Here is a 21,003-nt window from a genome sequence, read left to right as displayed (position 1 = left end):
CTTCCCCCGCAGAGATGAAACCTCCCATTTCTGGGCTTAAAAAGCTTATTGCAAGAGCTTCATAGCATTTTTTTCGCTGTAGCTCTCTGGCAGTAGCTCCCCCATACAGACGAATTGAAAGGCCCGCAGCGGCAAGGATCTGCCGATGAGTGAAAAGTTCAATCGTACCGATCCGATCGCTGGAGGTCTGCTCACACTCCTCTGGCTGTTCGTCGTTTTTGCTATCAACCCGCTCGGCAACTTTCCGCTCAACGACGATTGGGCTTATGGAAAAGCTGTACAATCTATTCTCGCTGGCGACTTTCGGCTGACGGACTGGGCTCCGGCAAGCCAGGTTGCCCAGAGCCTCTGGGGGGCACTTTTTTGCCTGCCCGCCGGTTTTTCCTTCGACGCGCTGCGCTTCTCGACGCTGGTGCTGGGTTGGATTGGAGTGATTGCCACCTACGCACTTGCTCGGGACATGTATGCAAGCTGGCCGGTGGCGCTGATCGCCGCTCTGGTGGTGCTCTTTAACCCGGCCTATCTCAATCTTGCCTACACCTTCATGACGGACGTGCCGTTTTATACCTTCTGTGTCCTGGCGATCGTCTTTTTGTTGCGGGGCCTCCGCCGGGACACGAACGGCGAGATGGCCCTCGGCACCCTCTTTGCCTGCGCTGCCACCCTGACCCGCCAGTTTGCCCTGGTGCTGCCTTTTGCCTTTTGCCTGGCGTATGTTACCCACTATGGCCTGCGGCCACGCCGATGCATCAAAGCCCTGGTGCCGCTCGCCGTCGTACTCCTGTGCCTGGGGTTCTATCAGGGCTGGTTGAGTGCGAGTGGTCGGTTGCCCCAGATGTACAGCGAGCAGGCGGGAGAACTGGTAAGAGGCTACTTTCGAGCTGACAGCCTGGCGCACGTCGCCCGCTCCCTGGCCCAGGCGGCTCTCTACTCGGGCCTTTTTTTGTTTCCCTGGCTGCTCATACCGGCGTGGGCGAGCTGGCGGGAACTGCCCTTGCGTCAGCGCCTGCTCTATGGCGGCGGCAGCAGTCTCATTGCCCTCGCCCTGTTTGCCGTCGTTGCGGCGGGCCGCCCGCTGCTGCCGGACGGATTGATTCCTTATATCTTCGGGGGCGTGCTCTTCGATTTTGGTATCGGTTTTCCGATTCTCAAGGACACCTTTACCCTCTGGCTGCCACACATGCCCAAAGGACCCGTGCTCTTTTGGGTCGGCGTTACGGTCGTGGGCATTTTTGGGGCGGCGCTCATCGCCTATTTTTCGCTCCTGGCCATCGAACGGCGGCCCAGAGCCTGGACGGCTGTATTCGCCCTCACCGGCAGCCTCGCCTACTTTTTGCTCATCGCGACGCGGACAGCTTCCTACGACCGCTACTTTCTTTTTTTCCTGCCGCTCCTCATCGTGCTCGCCCTCGCCCAACCGGCCACTGTCTCGCTCAAACAGGACGGCATACTTCTTGCGCTCTGTCTGGTCCTGAGCACGGCCTACGGGGTCTTCTCCACCGCCGCCGTCCACGACTACCTGGCCTGGAACCGGGTGCGCTGGCAGGCGTTGCGCGCCGGCATGGCTGCAGGCCGCCTCACCCCTGCCAACACCGACGGCGGCTTCGAGTTCAACGGCTGGTACAACTACGACCCGCGCTACAAGGCTACGCCGGGCAAAAGCTGGTGGTGGGTGGACCGCGACGACTACACCGTGGCCTTTGGCCCAATCGCCGGGTACGCACTCTACGAGCGCTATCCGTTCGAGCGCTGGCTGCCGGTTGGTGCCTCGCAGGTGCTCATCTTGCGGCGCACGACTCCTTAGCGCTGTTGCCGATACGTCTGCTCGCGAGGAGCATTGCGCTTGATCGCAGCTGAGAATGCTCCGCACATCATCCCGGCGAATGCCGCTCCAAAAGATGATAAAGACATCGAGCCAGACATGGAGCACCTCAGATGACCAGCCACTGCCGCAACCGCCTCTACGCCCTTCAAATTCTCGGAGTCGCCACCGGTATCATCGTCCCCCTGGTGGCCTGCTTTACGCTCTTCTACGCCGCCACCACCGGTCAGATGCCCATCTTCGCCACCGGTGCGCTGCCACTGCTGCTGCTCGCTGCCACTGGCCTGTTGGGTTGCTGGGTCTGGACCCAGGGAGCAGAACTGGCCTGAGGTGCGCTCCAGTCTGTCTGGCTGAGCAATCTTTCTTCCCCCCAGGCCATCCTCCACTCCTCCTGACTCTCGTCCCTCCCTCCCGCGCCCAAAGCGCGGGAGTTTTTTATTGCGGAACTTGCGTCTGGGTCCGAAAGCGCTCGATCACTTCTACAAAAGCAGTAAGCGCGCCGCGCAGGGCCATAGCGATCTCGGCGTGGGCGAGAATACCCGCTGCATCGAGATTTTTACCGAGCAGGGGCACGGCGATCGACGCCTCGTGGACGATGCGCCCCGACATCACCGTCACGATCTCGCTCAGCGACGCCTGGGCGTGGGTCGCTCGCGGCGAGGCATTGAGGAGGGCGACGGGCTTGGCAATAAATTCTTCACCGCTCACCAGCCAGTCGAGGGCGTTCTTGAGCACTCCCGGTACACCGTGGGCGTACTCGGGGCTTGAAATCAACAGACCATCGGCTCCGCGTATCCGGGACCAGAAGTCCCTCACAACCGGCGGTTCTTTGCCCTCCAGATCGGGGTTGAAGTGGGGCAACTCACCCAGGGCGCTGTAGAGTTCGACTCTGACGCCCGGCGGTGCCAGCTGGGAGATGGCCCGCAGCAGAACCGTATTTGAGGAGGCGGCCCGCAGACTACCGGAGATCGCCAATAGCTGGATTGGTGAGCAGGGCTTGCCCATCGGTCCTCCGTCATAGTCCTGAGCTGATCGTACATGCCATTTGTCACTCGGCAATAGGCTGGGCAGCGCGCTAACCTGTGGGGGTACGCTCGTGGTCGTCTCGCCATGTCTCTGCCTGCCGGTCCCGCTTCGCCGTCGCCGTTTCAGCTGATGCGCTGGTTGGGGCGGCCCACCGAATACCTCGAAGCCACCCGAGGGCGCTTTGGCGATGCGTTTACGATGCGCATCGGCGTCTTTCCACCGCTGGTGCTCCTGAGCGACCCGCAGGCGATCCAGCAGCTTTTTAGCGCCGAGAGCGGCACCTTCGATGCCGGTGCCTCCAACCAGGCGCTCAAGCCGACTTTGGGCAGCAATTCGCTGTTGTTGCTCGACGGCGAGCGCCACCAGCAGCAGCGAAAACTGTTGATGCCGCCTTTTCATGGCGAGCGGATGCGCTCCTACGGCGAGCTGATCCGCCAACTCACATCCCAGGTAATCGCCGGGCTGCAGCCGGGCAGTCCCTTTCTCATTCGCTCGACGATGCAGCGCATCTCGCTCTCGGTGATCTTGCAGGCAGTCTTTGGCCTGGAAGGCGGTGCGCGCCTGCGGCAGTTGCGCCGGATCTTGAGCAACATGCTCGACACGATGAGCGCGCCACTGTTGATGGGGCTATTGCTCTTGTTGCCGGACGATCTCGGTCCCTGGAGTCCCCGTGGCCAGCTCAACCGCTCCCTGGAGCAGATCGATGCGCTGCTTTATGCTGAGATTCGCGAGCGGCGGCAGAGGCCCGACCCGGCGGCGAACGATATCCTCAGTTTGCTGCTGGCGGCGCGCGACGAGCGGGGCGAGCCGATGAGCGATGTCGAACTGCGCGACGAATTGATGACGCTGCTGGTGGCCGGTCACGAGACGACTGCGACCTCTCTGGTCTGGGCGCTCTACTGGATTCACTACCTGCCGGAGGTGTACCAGCGGTTGCGCGCCGAACTCGACGGGCTCGGGACCGACTTCGATCCGGAGGCGGTGGCCCGCCTCCCTTACCTGAATGCCGTCTGCTCTGAGACTCTGCGCATCTATCCGGTGGCCCTCATCACATCGCCCCGCGTCGTGCGCAAACCTGTCCGGATCCTGGGGCACGAATATACGACTGGGGAGCGGTTGACTGCCGCTATCTACCTGACGCACCACCGCAGCGACATTTACCCCGAGTCGGATCGCTTCCGGCCCGAGCGGTTTTTGGAGCGCACTTTTTCGCCTTACGAATATTTGCCCTTCGGGGGCGGCAACCGGCGCTGCATCGGCATGGCCTTTGCCCTCTACGAGATGAAGCTGGTGCTCGCGACGTTTCTCAGCCAGCTGGAGATGCACCTGGTTCACCCGCGCCCGCTATTGCCGGTGCGGCGAGGAGTGACCCTTGCCCCGCCGGATGGCCTGTACCTGATGCCTGGAACCCGGCGCGTTTGCGGGCGCGTCCCGGCTTCTGTCTAAAAGGGCGCTAGCGCACCGTAAACGGCACCGACTGAGCAAGGACTTCTCCCAGGTACAGCTCCAGGTGATAGCGGCCAGCTGTCCAGCCGTCCTCCGGCTTGCTGAGATTAAAGGTGCCGGACATCGCCCCACTGAGGGGCATCCCGTCCTCAGCCAGCTTTTCGCCCGTCTCGTCGGCCACCCAGACGATGCGCAGCTCGGTGCTGGTTCTCACGTTCGCCTTCCAGACGCAATAAATTTCGGGCGTGTCGGGGGCAAAAGTGTTCGTCTCGCCGCGAATCTCGTTGCGGGCGGTGCTGCCGGTGCCCAGGGCAACGGCGTACAGCCGGGGCAGGGGTTCCGGAACCTGCCGGACTACAGGCGGGGAGGGAGCGGGAGGCGGCTCAGAAAGAACTGGCAACCGGGCAGGCGGCGGTTTTGTCGCTGCGGGTTGTCGCTTTGCCACACTGGGCGATGCCGCTGGTTCTGACGTACTCCGGCGGGGGGGCTGGGCAGCAGGGGTGGGTCCGGCTGCGGTTGGGCGTGCGCGTCTGGTAGGTGGGGAGGATGGACGCTTTGGCGGCGGAGTCTGAAGGACCGGGGCGGTGGCAGCAACAGGGGAGGGTTTCGTTGGGTCGTGCTGTTGCCAGATCAGTCCTGTGCCGGCGGCAACCAGCAAGGCAACCAGAGAAGCGGCAGCAAACCAGCCCAGAACCGGACGGCGCGGCAGCGGATCGGGAGTGTTCAGGGCAACCTGCAGCCGCTGAGCCAGCTCCTGCATCGTCTGGGGACGCTCCTCGGGCTTTTTGGCAAGACAGGACAGAACAACTGCCGCAAGAGCCGTCGGGACAGCGGTGCCCTCGAAACCGATCGGCTGCTCGTAGTTGTGATACTGATACCAGCCTGGAAAGGAATCTGTCTTGGGCTGCAGGGGCAGGCGGCCTGTGAGCATCTGATAGAGCACTACCCCCAGCGAGTAAATGTCAGAGCGTGCGTCCGGCGGGTCGCCGCGCAGTTGTTCGGGGGCCGCGTATTTTGGGGTGCCGACAAAGCCGGTGTTGGTGCCGAGGGCGATGCTGGCGTCGCTCACCGCCTTGGCGATGCCAAAATCGAGAATCTTGATCGTCTCGCCCAACTCGCCCCGCTGCAGGACGAAGATGTTGTTGGGCTTGACATCGCGGTGGATCACGCCCCGGATCGTCTGGCCTTCGACCTGGACGCGCAGGTTGTGGGCGTAGGCCAGGCCGTCGCAGATCTGGGCGGCCAGGGCGACGACCCGCTCGGGGGCGAGGGCACCTTCTTGCTCGATGAGCTGGGTGAGCGAGCGCCCCTCCGGTGCTTTGCCCAGGTACTCCATCGCCAGGTAGGGCCTGCTGTCCTCGATGCCGTAGTCGGTGACTTGAATGATGCAGGGGTGGCGGCCCAGCAGCGCGCTCAATCTCGCCTCCTGCTCGAAGCGCTGCAACAGCATCTCAAATGCCCGTTCGTCCTCGGCAAACAGGTGCTGTACCAGCACCTTGAGGGCGACGACCTTTTCGGCCAGGCGGGTGTCGAGCGCCTCGTAGACGCGGCCCATCCCCCCGCCGGCGATAAAACGGACGATGCGATAGCGGCCACCGACCAGGCGACCGAGGTAGGAAGCCCAGTCGGTGCGTTGGGTTACAGGGGCAGTATCTGCCGCGTCTTGGTCGATCATCGGTACACGACTGAGCGGGTGGAATTGTCAGGCAGCCAAAAACCGTCAAACCTGTCTGCAGCCGGGGAAGAAGCCGATGCCCACTCTAGGGAGCAGTTTTTGCAAGTGCATCATAATCTTTGGAATGTCTGTTTACTGGCCCTCCGGTCCTCTCTGCACCCTCAATCAATATGCTTTCCCGCGCCGAAGCCCTCGCCCTCGATGCGAGCGATCCCCTCGCCCCCTTCAGCAAGCATTTTCTGTTGCCCCAGGGGATTGTCTACCTCGACGGCAACTCGCTGGGAGCTCTGCCCCTGGCCACCTCCGACCGTCTCGTGCAGCTTGTGCGCAAGCAATGGGGCGAAGCGCTCATCGGCGGCTGGACGACCCACGACTGGCTTACCCTGCCGCGCCGGGTGGGCGACAAGATTGGCAGGCTCATCGGAGCGGACACAGGCCAGGTGCTGGTGGCCGATTCGACTTCGATCAACCTCCTCAAACTTCTGGCCGGAGCGGTCGAGTTGCAGGCACCCCGCTCCGTCATCCTTTCGCAGGACGGTAATTTTCCAACCGACCTCTACATTGCCCAGGGACTGGCGGCGCTGTCGGGCCATCGCTGTCGGTTGCGCACCGTCAACCCCAGCGAGATCTGCGCTGCCATTGACGCTGAGACGGCGGTCGTACTGCTTACCGAGGTCGATTACCGCAACGGAGCCCGCCTCGACATGGCTGCGATCACCGCCTGTGCCCACGAGCGTGGCGCGCTCATCCTCTGGGATCTGGCCCACAGCGCCGGAGCCTTGCCCGTAGCCCTCGACGCCTGCGCCGTCGATCTGGCTGTCGGTTGCGGCTACAAGTACCTCAACGGCGGTCCCGGCGCACCGGCCTTTCTCTACGTCGCCCACGCCCTCCAGCCCCGACTCCGGCCTTTTTTGACGGGCTGGCTGGGCCACGCCGAACCGTTTGCCTTCGAGGCCGATTATCGGCCCGCCGCCGGGATCGAGCGCTTCTTGTGCGGCACGCCTTCGATCTTGAGCCTGGTTGCCCTCGAATGCGGCGTCGATCTGCTCTTAGAAGCACCGATGGACGCGATCCGCCACAAGTCGCTCGCCCTGGGGGATCTGTTCATCGATCTGGTAGAGGGGGCCCGCCTCGATTTTGCCCTGGCTTCTCCCCGCGAGGGCGAAGGCCGGGGCAGCCAGGTCTGCCTGCGCCACCCGCAAGGGTACGCCATTATCCAGGCGCTCATCCGGCGGGGGGTGATCGGGGATTTTCGTTCTCCCGACGTGCTGCGCTTTGGCTTTGCTCCCCTCTACAACCGCTACACCGACATCTGGGATGCGGTGGCTGCCCTCACCGCCGTCATGGACGCAGCCGAATGGGACCGGCCCGAATTTATGCGCCGCCAGAGCGTCACCTGAACACCGGCACTGGCAGAGCGGGCCCGGACGTGCTAAAAAAGAAGCACAAACGTCCACAAGTGCCTGCCCATGCGGTTTGTCGATAAGCATCAGAGTGAACTGAAGACCCTGAAGGCGATCTACCACCTCGCCCTCGAAGATCCCGAGCACGCCACGTACTTAAAAGACGTGCAGGTGGCGAGCGGCCTGGGCCTCAAAGATCTCCAGGACGCCTGCAAGGCGCTGCAAAAGAGCGGCTACATCGAGCGGACCAACTTTCGGATCGTGCTCAACGATGAGGGCGTCGCTCACTGCGAAAAGCTCATCGAGCAGGAGCGCCTCTAAGCAGCCGCTCAAGGGCCGCCGGTAAGGGTGCCAGGGCGTCGAAGGAGTCGATCGCGACAAAAAAAGGCTGCAGATCTTCGTAGTGCGGCTGGGTCGCGACGATCTGAGCGAGGTCGAAGGGCCGCACGGGGGCCGCATCGCCTGCTGCGTAGCGGATCTCGTCGGGGCCGGAGAGAATGCCCGAGCCATAAATTTTGCGCCCGCCCGCTTCGAATACGACGCCCGTCTCGACGGTGAACCAGTAGAGCCTGCCGATTGCCACGCGCAACCGCTCGCCTGCCTGGGCGAAGCGCCGGCTGAGATCGGCGACAAAGCGCCCGTAGCGTCGGTCGAACAAGAGCGGCAGGTGGCCGCAGACATCGTGCCAGATGTCCGGGGCCGGGGTGAAGCGAAGCGCTCCCGCCTTGCGGATCGCCGGTACGACCGGGAAGATACGCCGGGCGAGCAGGGCGAAGTAGTCCTCGGCGCTCAGAAAGCCGTCGGCGGCGACGACGCTCCAGCCTGCGTACCGTTCCAGCAACCGGGCCAGATCCTCCAGGCGCGGTATGGTGCGCAGGTGCGGCTCCAGAAGCGCGTAACCCTCTTGAAAGGCTGTACAGGCGTGGGCCTGCAACAGGGGAAATTGCAGTTCGACCAGTCGTCTCCAGGTTTGCTGGTCCTCGTCGCTGTAGTCGTCGTAATCTTGCTGCACGCGCCCGTTACCTCCTCTTTTTGGTGTGCCATCGGCGGCCCCTGTCAGTCAACCGATCCGCAGCAGAACTTCACATCTGCTCGGACACTGCCGGAAGTTCCACCGACCGATAGAAGCCTGAAAGCCCCGAACAGACGAGACTGATGGGATCTTCATTCAGGACGACCCGATATGCTTCAACGCCTGCGCGAGCTGCGTTCCCGCTACTTTGGTGACCTCGATAGTGCCCTTATCGAGCCCCAACCCCGCCCTAGCGGTGAGGCGACACTGACCGATACCAATGCAGTCGATACGGAGGCAGAGCTGGCGGCGGCAGCCGAGAGCGTCGATCCGGAGGTGCGCGAGGCGGTGCTCGACCTTTACCAGCGCTGTCTGGAGCGCTACGAGTACGTCAAGGAGGCGAACGAAAAATTTCTGGCGATGCTCGACGAGGGCCTGCTCACCGACCTGACAGGCAGCGACGAGCAGCAGCGGATCCGCGCCTTTGCCGAGAATCTCACCCTCGATCCGATCGACCAGCCGATGCACTACGCCAGCTACGAAGAGGAGGACATCGTCGATGAAGCCCAGGGGCTCATCGACAAGGAAACGATTCTTTTTGGCGACGACGACAACCTCGACAACCGCTCGGAGCGCACCTGAGGGCTGGGGGCGGGGGCTAGAATAGAGGCCCAACCACGAGGAAAAGTTTTTTATGCTGAAGCCCTCCTGGCATCTATTTGTCGTCCCGTTCAGCCTGTGGCTGGCAGCGATCCCGGCTTTGGCGCAAGACTCAGCGAGCACCCCGGCTGTAGTGACCACGCCCCCGGCTGCCACCGAGGCCAGTTCGCCCTTCCTGCCGCCTGGCCGCATCCTCGATGAGGTAAGCGTCACCGCCACCCGCCGTCCGGCCCGCGCCCGCGATACGACCGTCAACACCTACGTGCTGCGCAAAGAAGATTTTCGTTCGGTGGGGGCGATCACCGTCCGGGACGCCCTGCAACTGGTGCCCGGTTTTACTGGCCGCTAGACCCGCAATCTGTCCTCTCTCTAACCGGCCCCTGCTTTTTTGAAGCGGGGGCTTAGTCGTCTCTTAACCTTGGTGGCCGATCCTGCTACTGTTCTGTCTTTGAGTTGTGCTGTGAAATCACTGCCACTGCCACTGCGATTGGTCGTCGGCTCCTGCCTGCTTTTGAGTGCGATCAGCGCTCCTGCCTGGGCTGAGCCCGCCCTGGTCAACGTTCTGACCGTTCCTGGCAACGCCACCGACCTCACCCCCGTTCCTCCGGGCACCAATTCGGCCAACATCAACCGTCTGGGCGGCTTCGGGTCTGACCTGGTCTACGCCAAAAGCGATCCGGCCAACAACCAGCCCACCGGCACCCCCGGCGTGCGGCGCTTCGTCTTCTACGGAGAACCCGATCGCGGTCCCGGTGGCGGAGTGATCAGCTACGAGAACCGGATTCAGAAATTTACCCTCGACATCGACCTTAAAACCGGCGCAATCAGCAACTTTCAACTGGTAAAGACCATCCCACTCACCATCCAGTCGCCCAACACGACCGTGGGCGGCCTCACTTTCGCGAGCGGCACCGCCTTCAACGGCCTGAACCCCAGCCTCGACCCGCTCAACGGCAATCCGGCGATCCTGGGCCGCAGCCTCGATTCGGAGGGTCTGGCGGTGCTTACCGACGGCAGCTTCATCGTCTCCGACGAGTACGGCCCTTCGATCTACCGCTTCGATGCGGGCGGTGCTTTTATCGGTGCCTTCGACGTGCCCAGCGCCGTAAGCGGCGTCAACCTCGCCCCCAATTTGCTGCCGAAGATCGCCGACGGCAGCCTCAACTATGTCAATGGCCGCTCCGACGATCCGGCCCTCACCTTTGGCCGCCAGGACAACCGGGGCTTTGAAGGCTTCACGATCGCAGGCAACACCGCCTACGCCCTGTTGCAAGATCCGCTGGTCAACGAAGGATCGAGCAGCGACGGGCGCAACAGCCGCAACATTCGCCTGAGCAAATTCGATCTGACGAGCGGCACCAACCTCGCCCAGTACGTCTATCCGCTCGAATCCCTCGCCACGATCAATGCCCGCGTGCCCTCCGATCCCTTCAAGACCAACCAGCAGGGGCGCAGCATCGGCATCAGCGCGATCACACCGCTGCCCAATGGCCAGCTACTGGTGCTTGAACGCGACAACCGGGGCATCGGCGTGGACGATCCGACCGGCAGCACCCCGGTGAGTACCAAGCGCGTCTACAAGATTGACACTCGCTTTGCCACCGACGTGAGCACTACCAGCCTGGTGGGCATCGACGCACTTCCCGATAATCCGACCGGCGGCATCATCCCGGTCATCAAGACCCCAACCGTGTTCGACCTGCTGGGGTTGCTGCAGGCTGCCGGTCAGGTCGTGCCGGAGAAGATCGAGGGTCTGGCGGTGGGTCCGGCTCTGGCGGACGGTTCCCTCGTCGTGATCGCAATTACCGACAACGACTTCAGCGTTACCCAGGACGACAACGACGTTCAGTTCGATGTCTGCGTCGATGCGCCTGCCTACACCACCAGCAGCGAGGTGCCGATCGATGCGCCCTGTCCCAGTGGTCAGTCGCTCATTCCCACCTTTATTTACTCCTTCAAGATCAATGCGCGGGAACTGCTCCTGGCTCCCGGCATCAGCAGCTTCACTCCTGCTGGTTCCGTCGGATCGGTCGTGACGATTGAAGGCAGCGGCCTGCGGGGAACGAGCCAGGTGCAGTTTGCCGGTGGCAAGAGTGCCAAATTTAAAGCCACCGCCGCTGGAACGGTGATCAAGGCCGTGGTGCCCACCGGAGCCGCAACAGGCCCGATCACAATCACCGCCCCCGGCGGCACGATCGTCACCCCCGCCGCCTTTACAGTCCAGTAGAAGAACAAAGCACCGGCAGTAAAATAGGAGGACTGGCAATACGGAGAACCTGAGATGGTGGCCTGGCAGTTGCGGCCTTCGATGGCGGGTGTGCTTACCACGCGGCGGCAGCGGCTGGCTGCCCTGGTAGATGGTCCTGCGATCTTCTGGTCGGGGCGGAGCATCGGGCGCAACTATCCCGACAATCTTTATCCGTTCCGCGCCAACAGCCACTTTTTGTACTTTGCCGGTGCGCCCCTCGAAAACGCTGCGATCCGACTGGAGGGGGGCAATCTGGAACTATTTATCGACGAGCCGGGATCTACCCATGCCCTGTGGCACGGCCCCACCCCGAGCCGCAGCGAAATCGCCCAGTGGATCGGGGCCGATAGCGCCTACGCCCTGGCCGATCTGGAGGCCCACGCCGCCGGAGCGGCGACGCTGCCGGTCCAGGATGCGGCAACCAGCATCGCCCAGGCCCGGCTTCTGGAGCGGCCCGTCTCGATTCAGACCGGCAGAGATCTGGCTCTGGCAGAGGCGGTGATCGCCCTCCGGCTCACCCACGACGAGGGGGCGATCGAAGAGTTGCGCCGGACTGCCGCCGTGAGCGTCGCTGCCCACAAAGCCGGAATGCAGGCCACCCGCCGCGCCCGCAGCGAAGCAGAAGTCCGAGCGGCGATCGAAAGTGCGTTCATCGCTCACCAGATGGGCACCGCCTACAACAGCATCGTCACCGTCCACGGCGAAGTGCTCCACAACGAGCACTACTACAACCCCCTCCAGCCCGGCGATCTATTGCTCGTCGATGCGGGAGCCGAATCGGAGCTGGGCTGGGCCTCGGACATCACCCGCACCTGGCCGGTCTCGGGCCGCTTCAGCGCGAGCCAGCGCGCCCTCTACGACGTGGTACTCGCCGCCCACGACGACGCCATCGCCCTGATAAAGCCAGGAGTCGAGTACCGGGACGTTCATCTTGCCGCCTGCCGGACGATCGCGGCGGGCCTCGTAGATCTGGGCATCCTGCGCGGTCAAGCCGAAGATCTGGTCGAAGCGGACGCCCACGCTTTATTTTTCCCCCACGGCGTCGGCCACCTCATCGGCCTCGACGTTCACGACATGGAAGATCTGGGAGATCTGGCGGGTTACGCTCCGGGCCGCAGCCGCTCCCATCGCTTCGGCCTGGGCTACCTGCGCCTCGATCGCACCCTCACGACCGGCATGGCAACGACGATCGAGCCTGGCTTTTATCAGGTACCGGCGATCCTGGACGATCCGACCAACCGCGAGCGCTACCGGCAGATGATTGACTGGGAACGGCTTGAGCAATTTGCCGACGTGCGCGGCATCCGCATCGAGGACGATGTGCTCGTCACCTCAACTGGTGCAGAAGTCCTCACCGCCGATCTGCCCACCCAGGCTGAGGCGATAGAAGATTTGGTCGGCTGATTGGCTCCAGGGCGCAGAGTGATCTATTTATGGGCAGCCGCACTCAGAGTGCGTCGTCGGGTTATGTTCTCAAGCACCGCCACCGACGTGTTGTTTCCGCCCCTCGCCACGGTTAGATCCAGATCGCCATCGCCGTCTAGATCTCCGATTGCTACACCGTCAGCGGCTGGTGTAAGGCTGGCCTCAAGCGCGAAGCGGCCTCCACCCCGATTGAGTAGAACCGAAACGTTAGCAAGTCTACCCGATGTAACGAGATCAACGTCACCGTCACCGTCCAGGTCACCAGCAGAAATGCTGCTGTTTCCGTCAATAGTGTGGAAGATAGCAGGGGCATCAAAAGTTCCATCACCTCTGTTTAACAGAACGGAGACTATAGAGCCATTGCTGACGGTGACGGTGACAGCTAAATCCAGGTCACCATCGCCGTCAAAGTCGGCACCAACAACACCTAGAGGTCTTCCATCAACAGACAGGTAGGTAGTGTTGGTGGCAAAGGTACCATCGCCGTTGTTCTTGAGTATACCGAGCCTATTAGAATTGAACTGAGGCGCAACTAGATCCAGGTCGCCGTCACCGTCGATGTCACCCAGGACAACTTGGGCGTTAGCAAGATCGTTGCCGTTGTCGATATAGAAAGAAAAACGCCTTGGGGCACCAAAAGTGCCGCCGCCGTTCCGGAATACCGAGATATAGTCATTTCGACTGGCAGCCAGCAAGTCCAGGTCACCGTCGCTGTCGAGATCCCCGACGCTCAGACTGGAGATTGCACTGCCCGCATTGAAGTTGGCAGTTGCCACAAAAGTACCTTTGCCGTTGTTGGAGAGCACCTGAATAATGCCACTGAAATACTCCGCTACGGCCAGATCCAGATCTCCATCGCCGTCAAAATCACCACTGGCAAACCCCGAGACAAGCCCCGAGGGGCTCGGGCTCGGGTAGCGGCGGGGAGCACCAAGGCCACCGTTGCCCTTGTTTTTGAGCACCGAGATGCCTGTATCCAGGCCAGTGCTATCCACCGCGATCACATCCAGGTCACCGTCGCTGTCGAGATCTCCGAGGGCAACTGCCGATGCCTCACCACCCGTGGCAAAGTTGCGAGCGGCGAGTAGGGTACCTCCCCGGTTAAACAATATCGACGAGCTGCAACTTGCACCTACCGACACATCGAGAGCCCTGTCACCGTCGAAGTCGCCGAGTACCGCCCTAGCCAAATAATTGCCGGCCCCGGCATAGGAACGGGATGTAGTAAAAGTCGCGTTTCCGCCATTGGTGAGCACCGAGACGGTGCCATCTGTACGGTCCGTGCTCACCAGATCGAGGTCACCATCACCGTCGAGGTCACCGGCAGTAAGGGTGTTCGGCACTTTGCCAGCAGTGCTGAAGAGAGCAACTGCACCAAAACTGCCCAGGCCATTGTTCTTGAATACCTGCACCACCCTGCGCTCGTTGCCTCCAGTGATTGCCAGATCGAGATCGCTGTCGCCATCGAGGTCTGCGAGCACAATCGATTCCAGGTACGCTCCAGTTGTGACCTGATTGGGTGGAGCAAATGTTGCGTTGCCATTGTTCTTGAGCACCGAGAGCGACCCTTGGTCTGCACCGGGAGCAAAGGCGATGTCGAGATCGCCGTCGCCATCGAGATCTCCGAGTGCGACGGAGAGAGGGCTGTAAGGAGCGGAGGGGACGATCAGCAGTTTAACTGGTGGAGCAAAGGTGCCGTTGCCGTTGTTTTTGAGCAGGGAGACGTAGCTCTGGGAAGCGGAGAGCCCGGTGATCAGATCTAGATCGCCATCACCGTCGAGATCACCAGCGACGACGGAGTCGGCACCGAATTCAAGCGTCTGGGCGAGAGCAAAGGTACCGTCTCCGTTGTTTTTTATGACCGAGACGCCGGACGTGTAGAAGTTCGCGGTGGCGATATCGAGGTCGCCATCGCCATCAAAGTCACCCAGGGTAAGCTCTCCAGGTAATACGTTGTGTCCGATAGGGACGACAACGCTCTGCGATGGATCAAAGCTACCGTTACCACTGTTCTTGAGCACTAAGACTCTGCCGTCGTAATAGCCAGTAAGTTGGGTAATTACCAAATCGAGATCACCGTCCCCGTCTAGATCTCCGGCTGCCTCTCCAATCACCCCAACAGGAAGACTCTTCGCACTGAGAAAGCTCACCTGGGCTTGGGCGGGAGTGACCTGCACGGTGATACTTGCAGCCAATCCCAGACCTACCAGCCACGAACGACCAGAGCGGTTGAGAAGTGGCTTTTTGAGAAGCTGAGCGAGAAAACGACAGATCCACTGCATACCGCACCACACTTAGAAGCATCCTCAAAGAATACGTTGCACTTCCCCCCCAGTCGTGTGTTCTCTCACACCTTTATGGAGATGTCAGCGTTGCATGGGCGGGGGCAGTCAGAGCTATTAATTGAAGACAGGCATAGACAGGAGAATCCGTATGCCCCTGGTATTTGTGCATGGGGTCGCCAACCGGCAGGACGACGATGAGCAGCGCAGGGCGTACCGGCGCAATCAAGAGATTCGCGACGCGCTTTTTTTGAAGTACGTTCTTGAGCGGGCTGGCTCCCTGCCCGCTTCCCGGCAAATTTTCAATCCTTTTTGGGGCAGTGCCGGTGCGGTCGCCAACCTCTCGTACCTGCCGCAGGTCGGAGTGGAAGGGCTGGGGGGCGAAGATGTGGTAGGTGAGATCCTGGCTCAAAATCCGCTGATTGTGCAGGGCAGTGGTACTCAAAAGTTACTCGTGGAAACGGCCAGAAATGGCTCGCTGGAGCAGGCAATCGATCTGCTCTGGAGCATTGCGACGGTCGAAGTCCCGGCGCAGAAACTTGCCGGGCTCGCTTCCCAGGCGTTTACTCTTTCTGAGTACGCTCGTAAGAATCCGAAACCTGACTGGCTCGCGGTTGTAAAAGATGACGAGGCGTTCCTCCGCGAACTTTTCGATCGCACCCGGTTTCTGGAAACGGATTCCCCGGCGGCGGGTGAGGTCGAGGCGCTGGGAACCGCCGATGTTCCAAACGAATTTGACGAAGCACTCTCCCGAATACAGGAAGCGGCGCTCAACCTGGCCAGCCAGAAGCTTCTGGACCTGGCGCGCACGAGCCTGCAGAGGATGGTCACGCTCTTTTTTGGCGATGTGTTCGTCTACCTCGATGACCGGGGCAGCAAGGCACAGCCTGGCAAGATTATTCAGGCAATCAGCCAGCAACTGGATAAAGCCCTTGCCCTGCGCACAGCGAACGACCCGCTCATCGTCGTCGCCCACAGTTTGGGAGGCATCATCACCTACGATCTGCTCAGTTACTACCGTCCGGAGATCGAGGTGGACGCAGTGGTTACGGTCGGCTCGCAGCTCGGTATGTTCGCTGTCCAAAAACTGTTTAAGTTGCAGGAAGACCAGCCGGAATTGACGTTGAAAAAGCCTGAAAACGTCAAGAAAGTCTGGCTGAATGTCTTCGATCCGACCGACGCCCTCAGTTTCGCGACAAAGGACATCGTCGCCGGGGTCGAGGATCTGAGCTATTCGTCCGGGGTGAGTTTTTTTCAGGCGCACGGAGCCTACTTCGTCCGCCCTAGCTTCTACGATCGGCTGGGCGAGCGGCTGGTCAAGATTTTTGCAGGACAGGGAGGCGGCTGATGCTGCTGGTCGATAACAGAAAAATCCTGAAGGGCGAACCGGGTTTTCACGCCCTGATCGTCGGTATCAGCCACTATCCCCACCTGCCCGAAGGAGGTGGTACACCCGCCCCAGAGAGTTTCGGGATGAAGCAGCTTTCTTCGACGGCCCTGAGCGCCTTTCGCTTTTATCGCTGGCTCATCGACAACCAGAGCACCCTGCCGGTGCCGCTTGCTACCTGTCGTCTGCTCCTTTCGCCTTCTGAACAAGAAATCGAGGCGGAGCCGGAACTTGCGGCAATTCTCGATCGAGCGGGCGACGGCACGCTCAAGAGCTTTCTGACGGCCCTCGCCGAATGGCGCACCGACGCCAGTACGCATAAGGATGGCATTGCCCTTTTTTACTTCGCCGGTCATGGCGTGCAGGCGAGCCGCCAGGATTCGATCTTGTTATTGGAAAATTTTGGCGACGGTCTTGGTTCGGCGCTCACCAACGCCGTGCGCAGCCGCGAAATCTTCGACGGCATGGCCTTTTCTGCAAATTGTCCTGAAATCGCCCAGAAGCAGTTTTACTTCATCGATGCCTGCCGCAATCTACCGGCCAAGTTCAAGAACTTTGAAAAGCTCAATACGACCGCTCCCTGGGATATCGAGCTGGGAGGCCGGGACGATCGCTGCGCCCCTATCTTCTACGCTGCCGTCGCCGACAGCAAAGCCTATGCGATCAAAGGCGATCAAAGCATCTTCAGCAAAGCGCTCATCCAGTGCCTCAAGAATCTGGCGGGCACCCCACCCGAGCAGGAAGAGGACGTACCCCGCTGGCGGGTGACGGTCAACTCGCTCGCCAAAAGCCTGAGCGACGAGATCAGCCGCCTGAATGCGCTCTACAAGACCGATCAGGAGTGCATTACCAACGGCCTGGTCAAGGACGCGGTGATCTGTTATCTAACGGCTCCGCCGACGGTCGAAATTCAACTGGAGGTGTTGCCGCCGGGAGCGCTAGCCAGTGTACATGTCCAGGTGTGCAGCGAAGAAGACGCCGAGATCTGGAATCTCGTTGCCCCAGTCGATCCCCATCCTTACCGGAGCCAGTTGCCGGGTGGCTCGTACATCCTGCGCGGCAAAGTCGATCCTCCCCAGCCGGGGCTAAAAAATTACACCCGCATTCAGCTGGCCCGCCCACCGCTTGCGCGCTGGCAGGTAAAGGTTGCAGGAGGTGCGCCGTGAAGTGGGTCCGCTTTGTACTGGGGGAAGCACCCTCCGGCGAACTGAACACCGCCGCCCTGCCCATCGAAATCAGGAGCGCCGATCTCAATCTGGTTGCTCGGACGACGCTCGACCGGGCCGTGTCCCTGTCGCCGGGAGCGTATTTTGTCTCGGCGGCCCTGCCGGATGGGACGGCCTACAGCGCCCCCTTCAGCGTCGATGAGGACGGGCCGGAGAACGAGACCGTTACCCTGACGGGCGAGGCCGTCGTCTGGACACCCGATGCGCCGCAGCTGGCGGGCAGCACCTTTGCCCTCGATTGGAACAGCTACTTCGATAAGTTCAAAAAGCGCACCCCCAGTTTCAAAGGTGCGCCAAAAGCAGCGATCAGGACGAGCGATGTCGCGCTGCGCCTTTATGGCGGCAGTCTTATGGACGGCTACCGGCTCGTTCAGTCGCCCTGGCAGCTGAGTGCTGAGTCGGTGTCGATCCCGGAGGCGGCCCAAGCCTACCGCCTGAAGCTGCAACTGTCCCCCCAGGACGATGTTGCCCTGGTTCAACTTTTGCAGCAGGGCCAGCAGCCCCAGAACCTCGTGTACCTGCAGGCCATCGGGCCTGGTGCCGATCCACTCGTCTATCGCACCGACGCACCGGGCTGGCAGATCGGCTTGATCGTCCAGCACGAGGCGGCCCGGCAACTGTTGCAGTTTCGTAGTCGCGGCTATCTGCAGGAAGCCCAGACGATCGCAAACCACGCCGAAGAACTGCTGTACGGCAAATTGAACGATCCGATCGCCGCCACCGTCGGCGCTTACGCCCTGCTGCGCTTCGGCGAACTCGACCGGTTGCACGACTGGCCAGAAAATCTGATGAACTGGTTTACCTGGCTACCGGATGGTCCGGCGATCCGGGCAGAACAGCTCGCTCGCCTGGGCGAGCACCACAAAGCCATCGAACTGTTTGCTCAAATTGCCCAGCGCGGATTGCCGCTTTTTAACACCGGCTTTTCCTATGCCATTGAGCGCCTGTCTACCTACGTGCGGGTTGCAGAGCGCCAGTTCAATCCGGAAATCCTTAGCCTGGCCCAGACCTGCCTGGAGGCACTAACCCGCTACGCGAGTTTTATCGATTACCAGCGCACGGGATTGACCTTTACGGGCCTCAATCCGGACCGTCCGGACGGGCTGCGCCGCCATAAGGAGCTGTCTTTTCTCGAAGCGCTGCAGTACCTGGATCTTCCCGGTTAGCGTCGTTCAAAAAAGTGGCGTGTTGCACTCGTGGCACTCGAGGTCGATAAATTCGACCCAACTGAGCACCTCCGGCACCTCCGGCAGGGCAATCGGCTCCGGAGCCCAAAAGATCTTGCGCACGGTGGCGAAGCGGTCGCTCAACACCAGCGCTTTTTCTGGAATGCCCAATTGCTCGTAGATGCGGCGCTCTGGATCGAGGACCGTTGCAAAGGGCAATGGCTTCTCAAAGCCCGACTGGGACAAAAAGGCGATGGCGCGGGTGTTGGCCAGGCGCAGCTGCTCGGCGGCAGCGACGAATCCATCGAGGTAGTCCAGTTGCCGGGGCTGGTCGAGAAAGATCAGCAGGAGATTGTAGCGCTGGCGAAAATCGGCGCTGCTGATTACCTGCCCGTCTGTACCGGCGATCTTGAACAGGGGTAGACGGCTGCCCGGCTGGATAAACACAGCAAACCTCCTGCACGCTTCCACCCATCCTAATCTCCGGCCAGTTCAGCAACCGGCACAACTTGCGCCCAGGAGCTGTTACAGGACAGCTATACCGGTAGTCGAGCAACCTTGGAGGAGATTCGCTGTGATGCGTTCAGAAGAAATGTACCAGGCTGGCGCGAACATCCACAGCCCCGCCTGGCTCGCCCAGGCATGGGCCAATATGCTCCTTTCGCTGGTGCTGACGGCGGGAGGAATTTTTTATCTGCCCGTCGATCAGTGGATCAAGGGCTTCCTGGCGATGGGACTTTCGTTTAGTCTCGCCTCCGCTATCAGCCTGACCAAAACCCTGCGTGACCTGCACGAAGGTAAAAAACTAGCCTCGCGCATCGACGACGCCAAGTTGCAGAAGATACTGGTCGAGCACGATCCGTTTACAAAGTAACCGGACGCTTCAGCCTAGCTCGTCCTCGTCGTACTCCTCGTCTTCGCTGTCAAAACCGGCCACCTGGCTGCTAAGGAGCGGGTTGTCCTTTGTCCAGTACAGCAGAGCGACGATCAGAGACTGGTAACCAATATTTTGAGATTCGCCCCTGGACTTGAGCCAGCGCAGCAGATCTGCAGGCATTCGGATGCTGATCAAAAAGCGCTGCTGGGCATTTGCCGTCGCCAGGTCTTCGTCGAGCGTCGTGCGCGGTGCGCGGGCATACTTGCGCCATTGCCGCTGGTAGCGGTAAACAGTGCTGCGGGCCAGATTCGTCGATTTCATCAATTCATCGACGAGCACACCGGCATTCATCGGCAGACGACCTTCCTGCTCCATCGTGCGCAGGGCACTCATGATCCGCTCATGGGTATTTTCTGTCATCGATGCCATACCTTTGACCAATAGCCACTTGGTCAACTCAGAGTACAAATCTCTATTTCAGTCCCACATCCGTCTTTGGATAGAGATATGCACGGCTTTCCTATAAATCCCCCGAATAGGGTACGTGCGCGCTTTACGCTCTCTAATCTGCATAGACTGTACGCTCAGCTCATTTCTGCAACACTTCTTTGTCTTTGCTTACAACGCTTAGACCAGCGCCAGAAAAAGCCCTGGAAAAGGACTTTCCAGGGCTGGCACAAGTGACTTGGCTGTTTTGGGAGACTGCCGACGTCGGACACTGTCGGCGGTTGGCAGGGACCAACGAAGGGGTTCAGGGCCAAAAACGTTCTCTTGTCGTCAGTTTCGATGAGTACAGGCACCTTCAACACTGTCAGCCGGACATTTTGTTCTATCCAGGTGGATATCCGTTGGAACGACTGCCTGCTTCAGACTGCCCCGAATGCGCCCTGGTTGGGGCGGATGTGGCAATCTGGTACACGACAGGAGCTTCTAGACCGGTATCTGGGGAGCGATGGAGAATTTTGCCCTGTTTGAATCCGCTCTCAAAGCAACGGTGGCGGTGGCCCGCTTCTGCCTGGAGACGGCTTCGGTCGCCTGTATCGTGTTTGGTCTTTTTCGCACCCTCGTGCTCGGCCTCGAACTCAGCCGCCGCCCGCAGGGACAGGATTTTCCGTTCAACCAGATCCGGCTGCGCTTTGGTACCTGGCTGGCGCTGGCACTCGAATTTCAACTGGGGGCGGACATTCTGGCTACTACCGTTGCGCCGACGTTTGAAGAACTGGGCAAGCTCGCCCTCATCGCGGTGATTCGCACGTTCTTGAACTATTTTTTGAGCAGAGAGCTGAAGCTTGAGGAAGTTTCAGAACCAGCAAAATCGCCTCTCACCCGCCCCGACAATGGATAAACT

The 21,003-nt window shown here is 60.8% G+C and carries 20 protein-coding genes; 14 read left to right on the top strand and 6 right to left on the bottom strand.

What is annotated here, in order from left to right:
• Nucleotides 1-145 precede the first annotated feature (145 nt).
• The gene (locus tag GKIL_RS15060; protein ID WP_023174576.1) at nt 146-1,804 is read left to right on the top strand and encodes a glycosyltransferase family 39 protein; all 1,659 of its coding nucleotides are present in this window, start codon (nt 146-148) and stop codon (nt 1,802-1,804) included.
• A gap of 131 nt (nt 1,805-1,935) precedes the next feature.
• A complete protein-coding gene (locus GKIL_RS15055) occupies nt 1,936-2,151 on the top strand; it encodes a hypothetical protein (protein WP_023174575.1) in 216 nt (71 codons plus the stop codon).
• Nucleotides 2,152-2,257: 106 nt separating this feature from the next.
• On the opposite strand, the gene GKIL_RS15050 is transcribed toward GKIL_RS15055, so the two are convergent.
• The gene (locus GKIL_RS15050) at nt 2,258-2,827 is read right to left on the bottom strand and encodes an NADPH-dependent FMN reductase (RefSeq protein WP_023174574.1); all 570 of its coding nucleotides are present in this window, start codon (nt 2,825-2,827) and stop codon (nt 2,258-2,260) included.
• A 105-nt stretch (nt 2,828-2,932) separates the two neighbouring features.
• Between GKIL_RS15050 and GKIL_RS15045 the strand changes: the two genes are divergently transcribed.
• A complete protein-coding gene (locus tag GKIL_RS15045; protein ID WP_023174573.1) occupies nt 2,933-4,294 on the top strand; it encodes a cytochrome P450 in 1,362 nt (453 codons plus the stop codon).
• A gap of 7 nt (nt 4,295-4,301) precedes the next feature.
• On the opposite strand, the gene GKIL_RS22835 is transcribed toward GKIL_RS15045, so the two are convergent.
• Nucleotides 4,302-5,969 carry a serine/threonine-protein kinase gene (locus tag GKIL_RS22835; RefSeq protein ID WP_023174572.1) on the bottom strand — a complete coding sequence of 556 codons (1,668 nt, stop codon included), beginning with the start codon at nt 5,967-5,969 and terminating at the stop codon, nt 4,302-4,304.
• A gap of 170 nt (nt 5,970-6,139) precedes the next feature.
• On the opposite strand from GKIL_RS22835, the gene kynU reads away from it, so the two are divergent.
• Nucleotides 6,140-7,369 (top strand): kynureninase, encoded by a 1,230-nt coding sequence (gene kynU / locus GKIL_RS15035; RefSeq protein ID WP_023174571.1) that lies wholly within the window; start codon nt 6,140-6,142, stop codon nt 7,367-7,369.
• Between the two features lie 69 nt (nt 7,370-7,438).
• Nucleotides 7,439-7,693 (top strand): helix-turn-helix domain-containing protein, encoded by a 255-nt coding sequence (locus GKIL_RS15030; RefSeq protein ID WP_023174570.1) that lies wholly within the window; start codon nt 7,439-7,441, stop codon nt 7,691-7,693.
• Here GKIL_RS15030 and GKIL_RS15025 read toward each other — a convergent pair.
• Nucleotides 7,671-8,384 carry a phenylalanine 4-monooxygenase gene (locus GKIL_RS15025; RefSeq protein WP_023174569.1) on the bottom strand — a complete coding sequence of 238 codons (714 nt, stop codon included), beginning with the start codon at nt 8,382-8,384 and terminating at the stop codon, nt 7,671-7,673. The two genes, GKIL_RS15030 and GKIL_RS15025, sit on opposite strands and share 23 nt — an antisense overlap.
• A 171-nt stretch (nt 8,385-8,555) precedes the next feature.
• Here GKIL_RS15025 and GKIL_RS15020 point away from each other — a divergent pair, with 171 nt between their 5' ends.
• From GKIL_RS15020 to GKIL_RS15005, 4 genes are all read left to right on the top strand, one after another.
• Nucleotides 8,556-9,026 carry a hypothetical protein gene (locus GKIL_RS15020; protein ID WP_023174568.1) on the top strand — a complete coding sequence of 157 codons (471 nt, stop codon included), beginning with the start codon at nt 8,556-8,558 and terminating at the stop codon, nt 9,024-9,026.
• A 52-nt stretch (nt 9,027-9,078) separates the two neighbouring features.
• Nucleotides 9,079-9,393, top strand: a complete 315-nt coding sequence (locus tag GKIL_RS15015) for an outer membrane cobalamin receptor protein (RefSeq protein WP_023174567.1) — start codon at nt 9,079-9,081, stop codon at nt 9,391-9,393.
• A 111-nt stretch (nt 9,394-9,504) separates the two neighbouring features.
• A complete protein-coding gene (locus tag GKIL_RS15010) occupies nt 9,505-11,271 on the top strand; it encodes an esterase-like activity of phytase family protein (protein WP_023174566.1) in 1,767 nt (588 codons plus the stop codon).
• 54 nt (nt 11,272-11,325) lie between these two features.
• A complete protein-coding gene (locus GKIL_RS15005; protein WP_023174565.1) occupies nt 11,326-12,696 on the top strand; it encodes an aminopeptidase P family protein in 1,371 nt (456 codons plus the stop codon).
• Between the two features lie 23 nt (nt 12,697-12,719).
• On the opposite strand, the gene GKIL_RS22830 is transcribed toward GKIL_RS15005, so the two are convergent.
• Complete coding sequence (locus GKIL_RS22830) at nt 12,720-14,999, bottom strand: FG-GAP-like repeat-containing protein (protein ID WP_023174564.1); 2,280 nt, start codon at nt 14,997-14,999, stop codon at nt 12,720-12,722.
• Nucleotides 15,000-15,150: 151 nt separating this feature from the next.
• Here GKIL_RS22830 and GKIL_RS22825 point away from each other — a divergent pair, with 151 nt between their 5' ends.
• Genes GKIL_RS22825 through GKIL_RS14985 form a run of 3 tightly spaced genes read left to right on the top strand, consistent with a single transcriptional unit; the run spans nt 15,151 to nt 18,778 of the window.
• Entirely contained in the window at nt 15,151-16,347 is a 1,197-nt protein-coding gene (locus GKIL_RS22825; protein WP_023174563.1) for a lipase family protein, read from the top strand.
• Nucleotides 16,347-17,552, top strand: coding sequence for a caspase family protein (locus GKIL_RS14990; RefSeq protein ID WP_023174562.1), 1,206 nt, complete (start codon nt 16,347-16,349; stop codon nt 17,550-17,552). The genes GKIL_RS22825 and GKIL_RS14990 overlap by 1 nt, the downstream gene beginning before the upstream one ends.
• On the top strand, nt 17,549-18,778 hold the full coding sequence (locus GKIL_RS14985; protein ID WP_023174561.1) for a hypothetical protein: 1,230 nt from the start codon (nt 17,549-17,551) through the stop codon (nt 18,776-18,778). Before GKIL_RS14990 ends, GKIL_RS14985 begins: the two co-directional genes overlap by 4 nt.
• A gap of 6 nt (nt 18,779-18,784) precedes the next feature.
• On the opposite strand, the gene GKIL_RS14980 is transcribed toward GKIL_RS14985, so the two are convergent.
• A complete protein-coding gene (locus tag GKIL_RS14980; RefSeq protein ID WP_023174560.1) occupies nt 18,785-19,225 on the bottom strand; it encodes an alkyl hydroperoxide reductase in 441 nt (146 codons plus the stop codon).
• A gap of 130 nt (nt 19,226-19,355) precedes the next feature.
• Between GKIL_RS14980 and GKIL_RS14975 the strand changes: the two genes are divergently transcribed.
• Complete coding sequence (locus GKIL_RS14975; RefSeq protein ID WP_023174559.1) at nt 19,356-19,652, top strand: YiaA/YiaB family inner membrane protein; 297 nt, start codon at nt 19,356-19,358, stop codon at nt 19,650-19,652.
• 9 nt (nt 19,653-19,661) lie between these two features.
• Here the strand turns inward: GKIL_RS14975 and GKIL_RS14970 are convergent, their stop codons facing one another.
• Nucleotides 19,662-20,075: a hypothetical protein gene (locus GKIL_RS14970; RefSeq protein ID WP_023174558.1), complete on the bottom strand. Its 414-nt coding sequence runs from the start codon at nt 20,073-20,075 to the stop codon at nt 19,662-19,664.
• Nucleotides 20,076-20,607: 532 nt separating this feature from the next.
• Between GKIL_RS14970 and GKIL_RS14965 the strand changes: the two genes are divergently transcribed.
• Nucleotides 20,608-21,000 (top strand): DUF1622 domain-containing protein, encoded by a 393-nt coding sequence (locus tag GKIL_RS14965; RefSeq protein ID WP_023174557.1) that lies wholly within the window; start codon nt 20,608-20,610, stop codon nt 20,998-21,000.
• Nucleotides 21,001-21,003 lie beyond the last annotated feature (3 nt).

The organism is Gloeobacter kilaueensis JS1 (assembly GCF_000484535.1).
Classification (GTDB): domain Bacteria; phylum Cyanobacteriota; class Cyanobacteriia; order Gloeobacterales; family Gloeobacteraceae; genus Gloeobacter; species Gloeobacter kilaueensis.
This window is presented reverse-complemented; position numbering and strand designations above follow the sequence as displayed.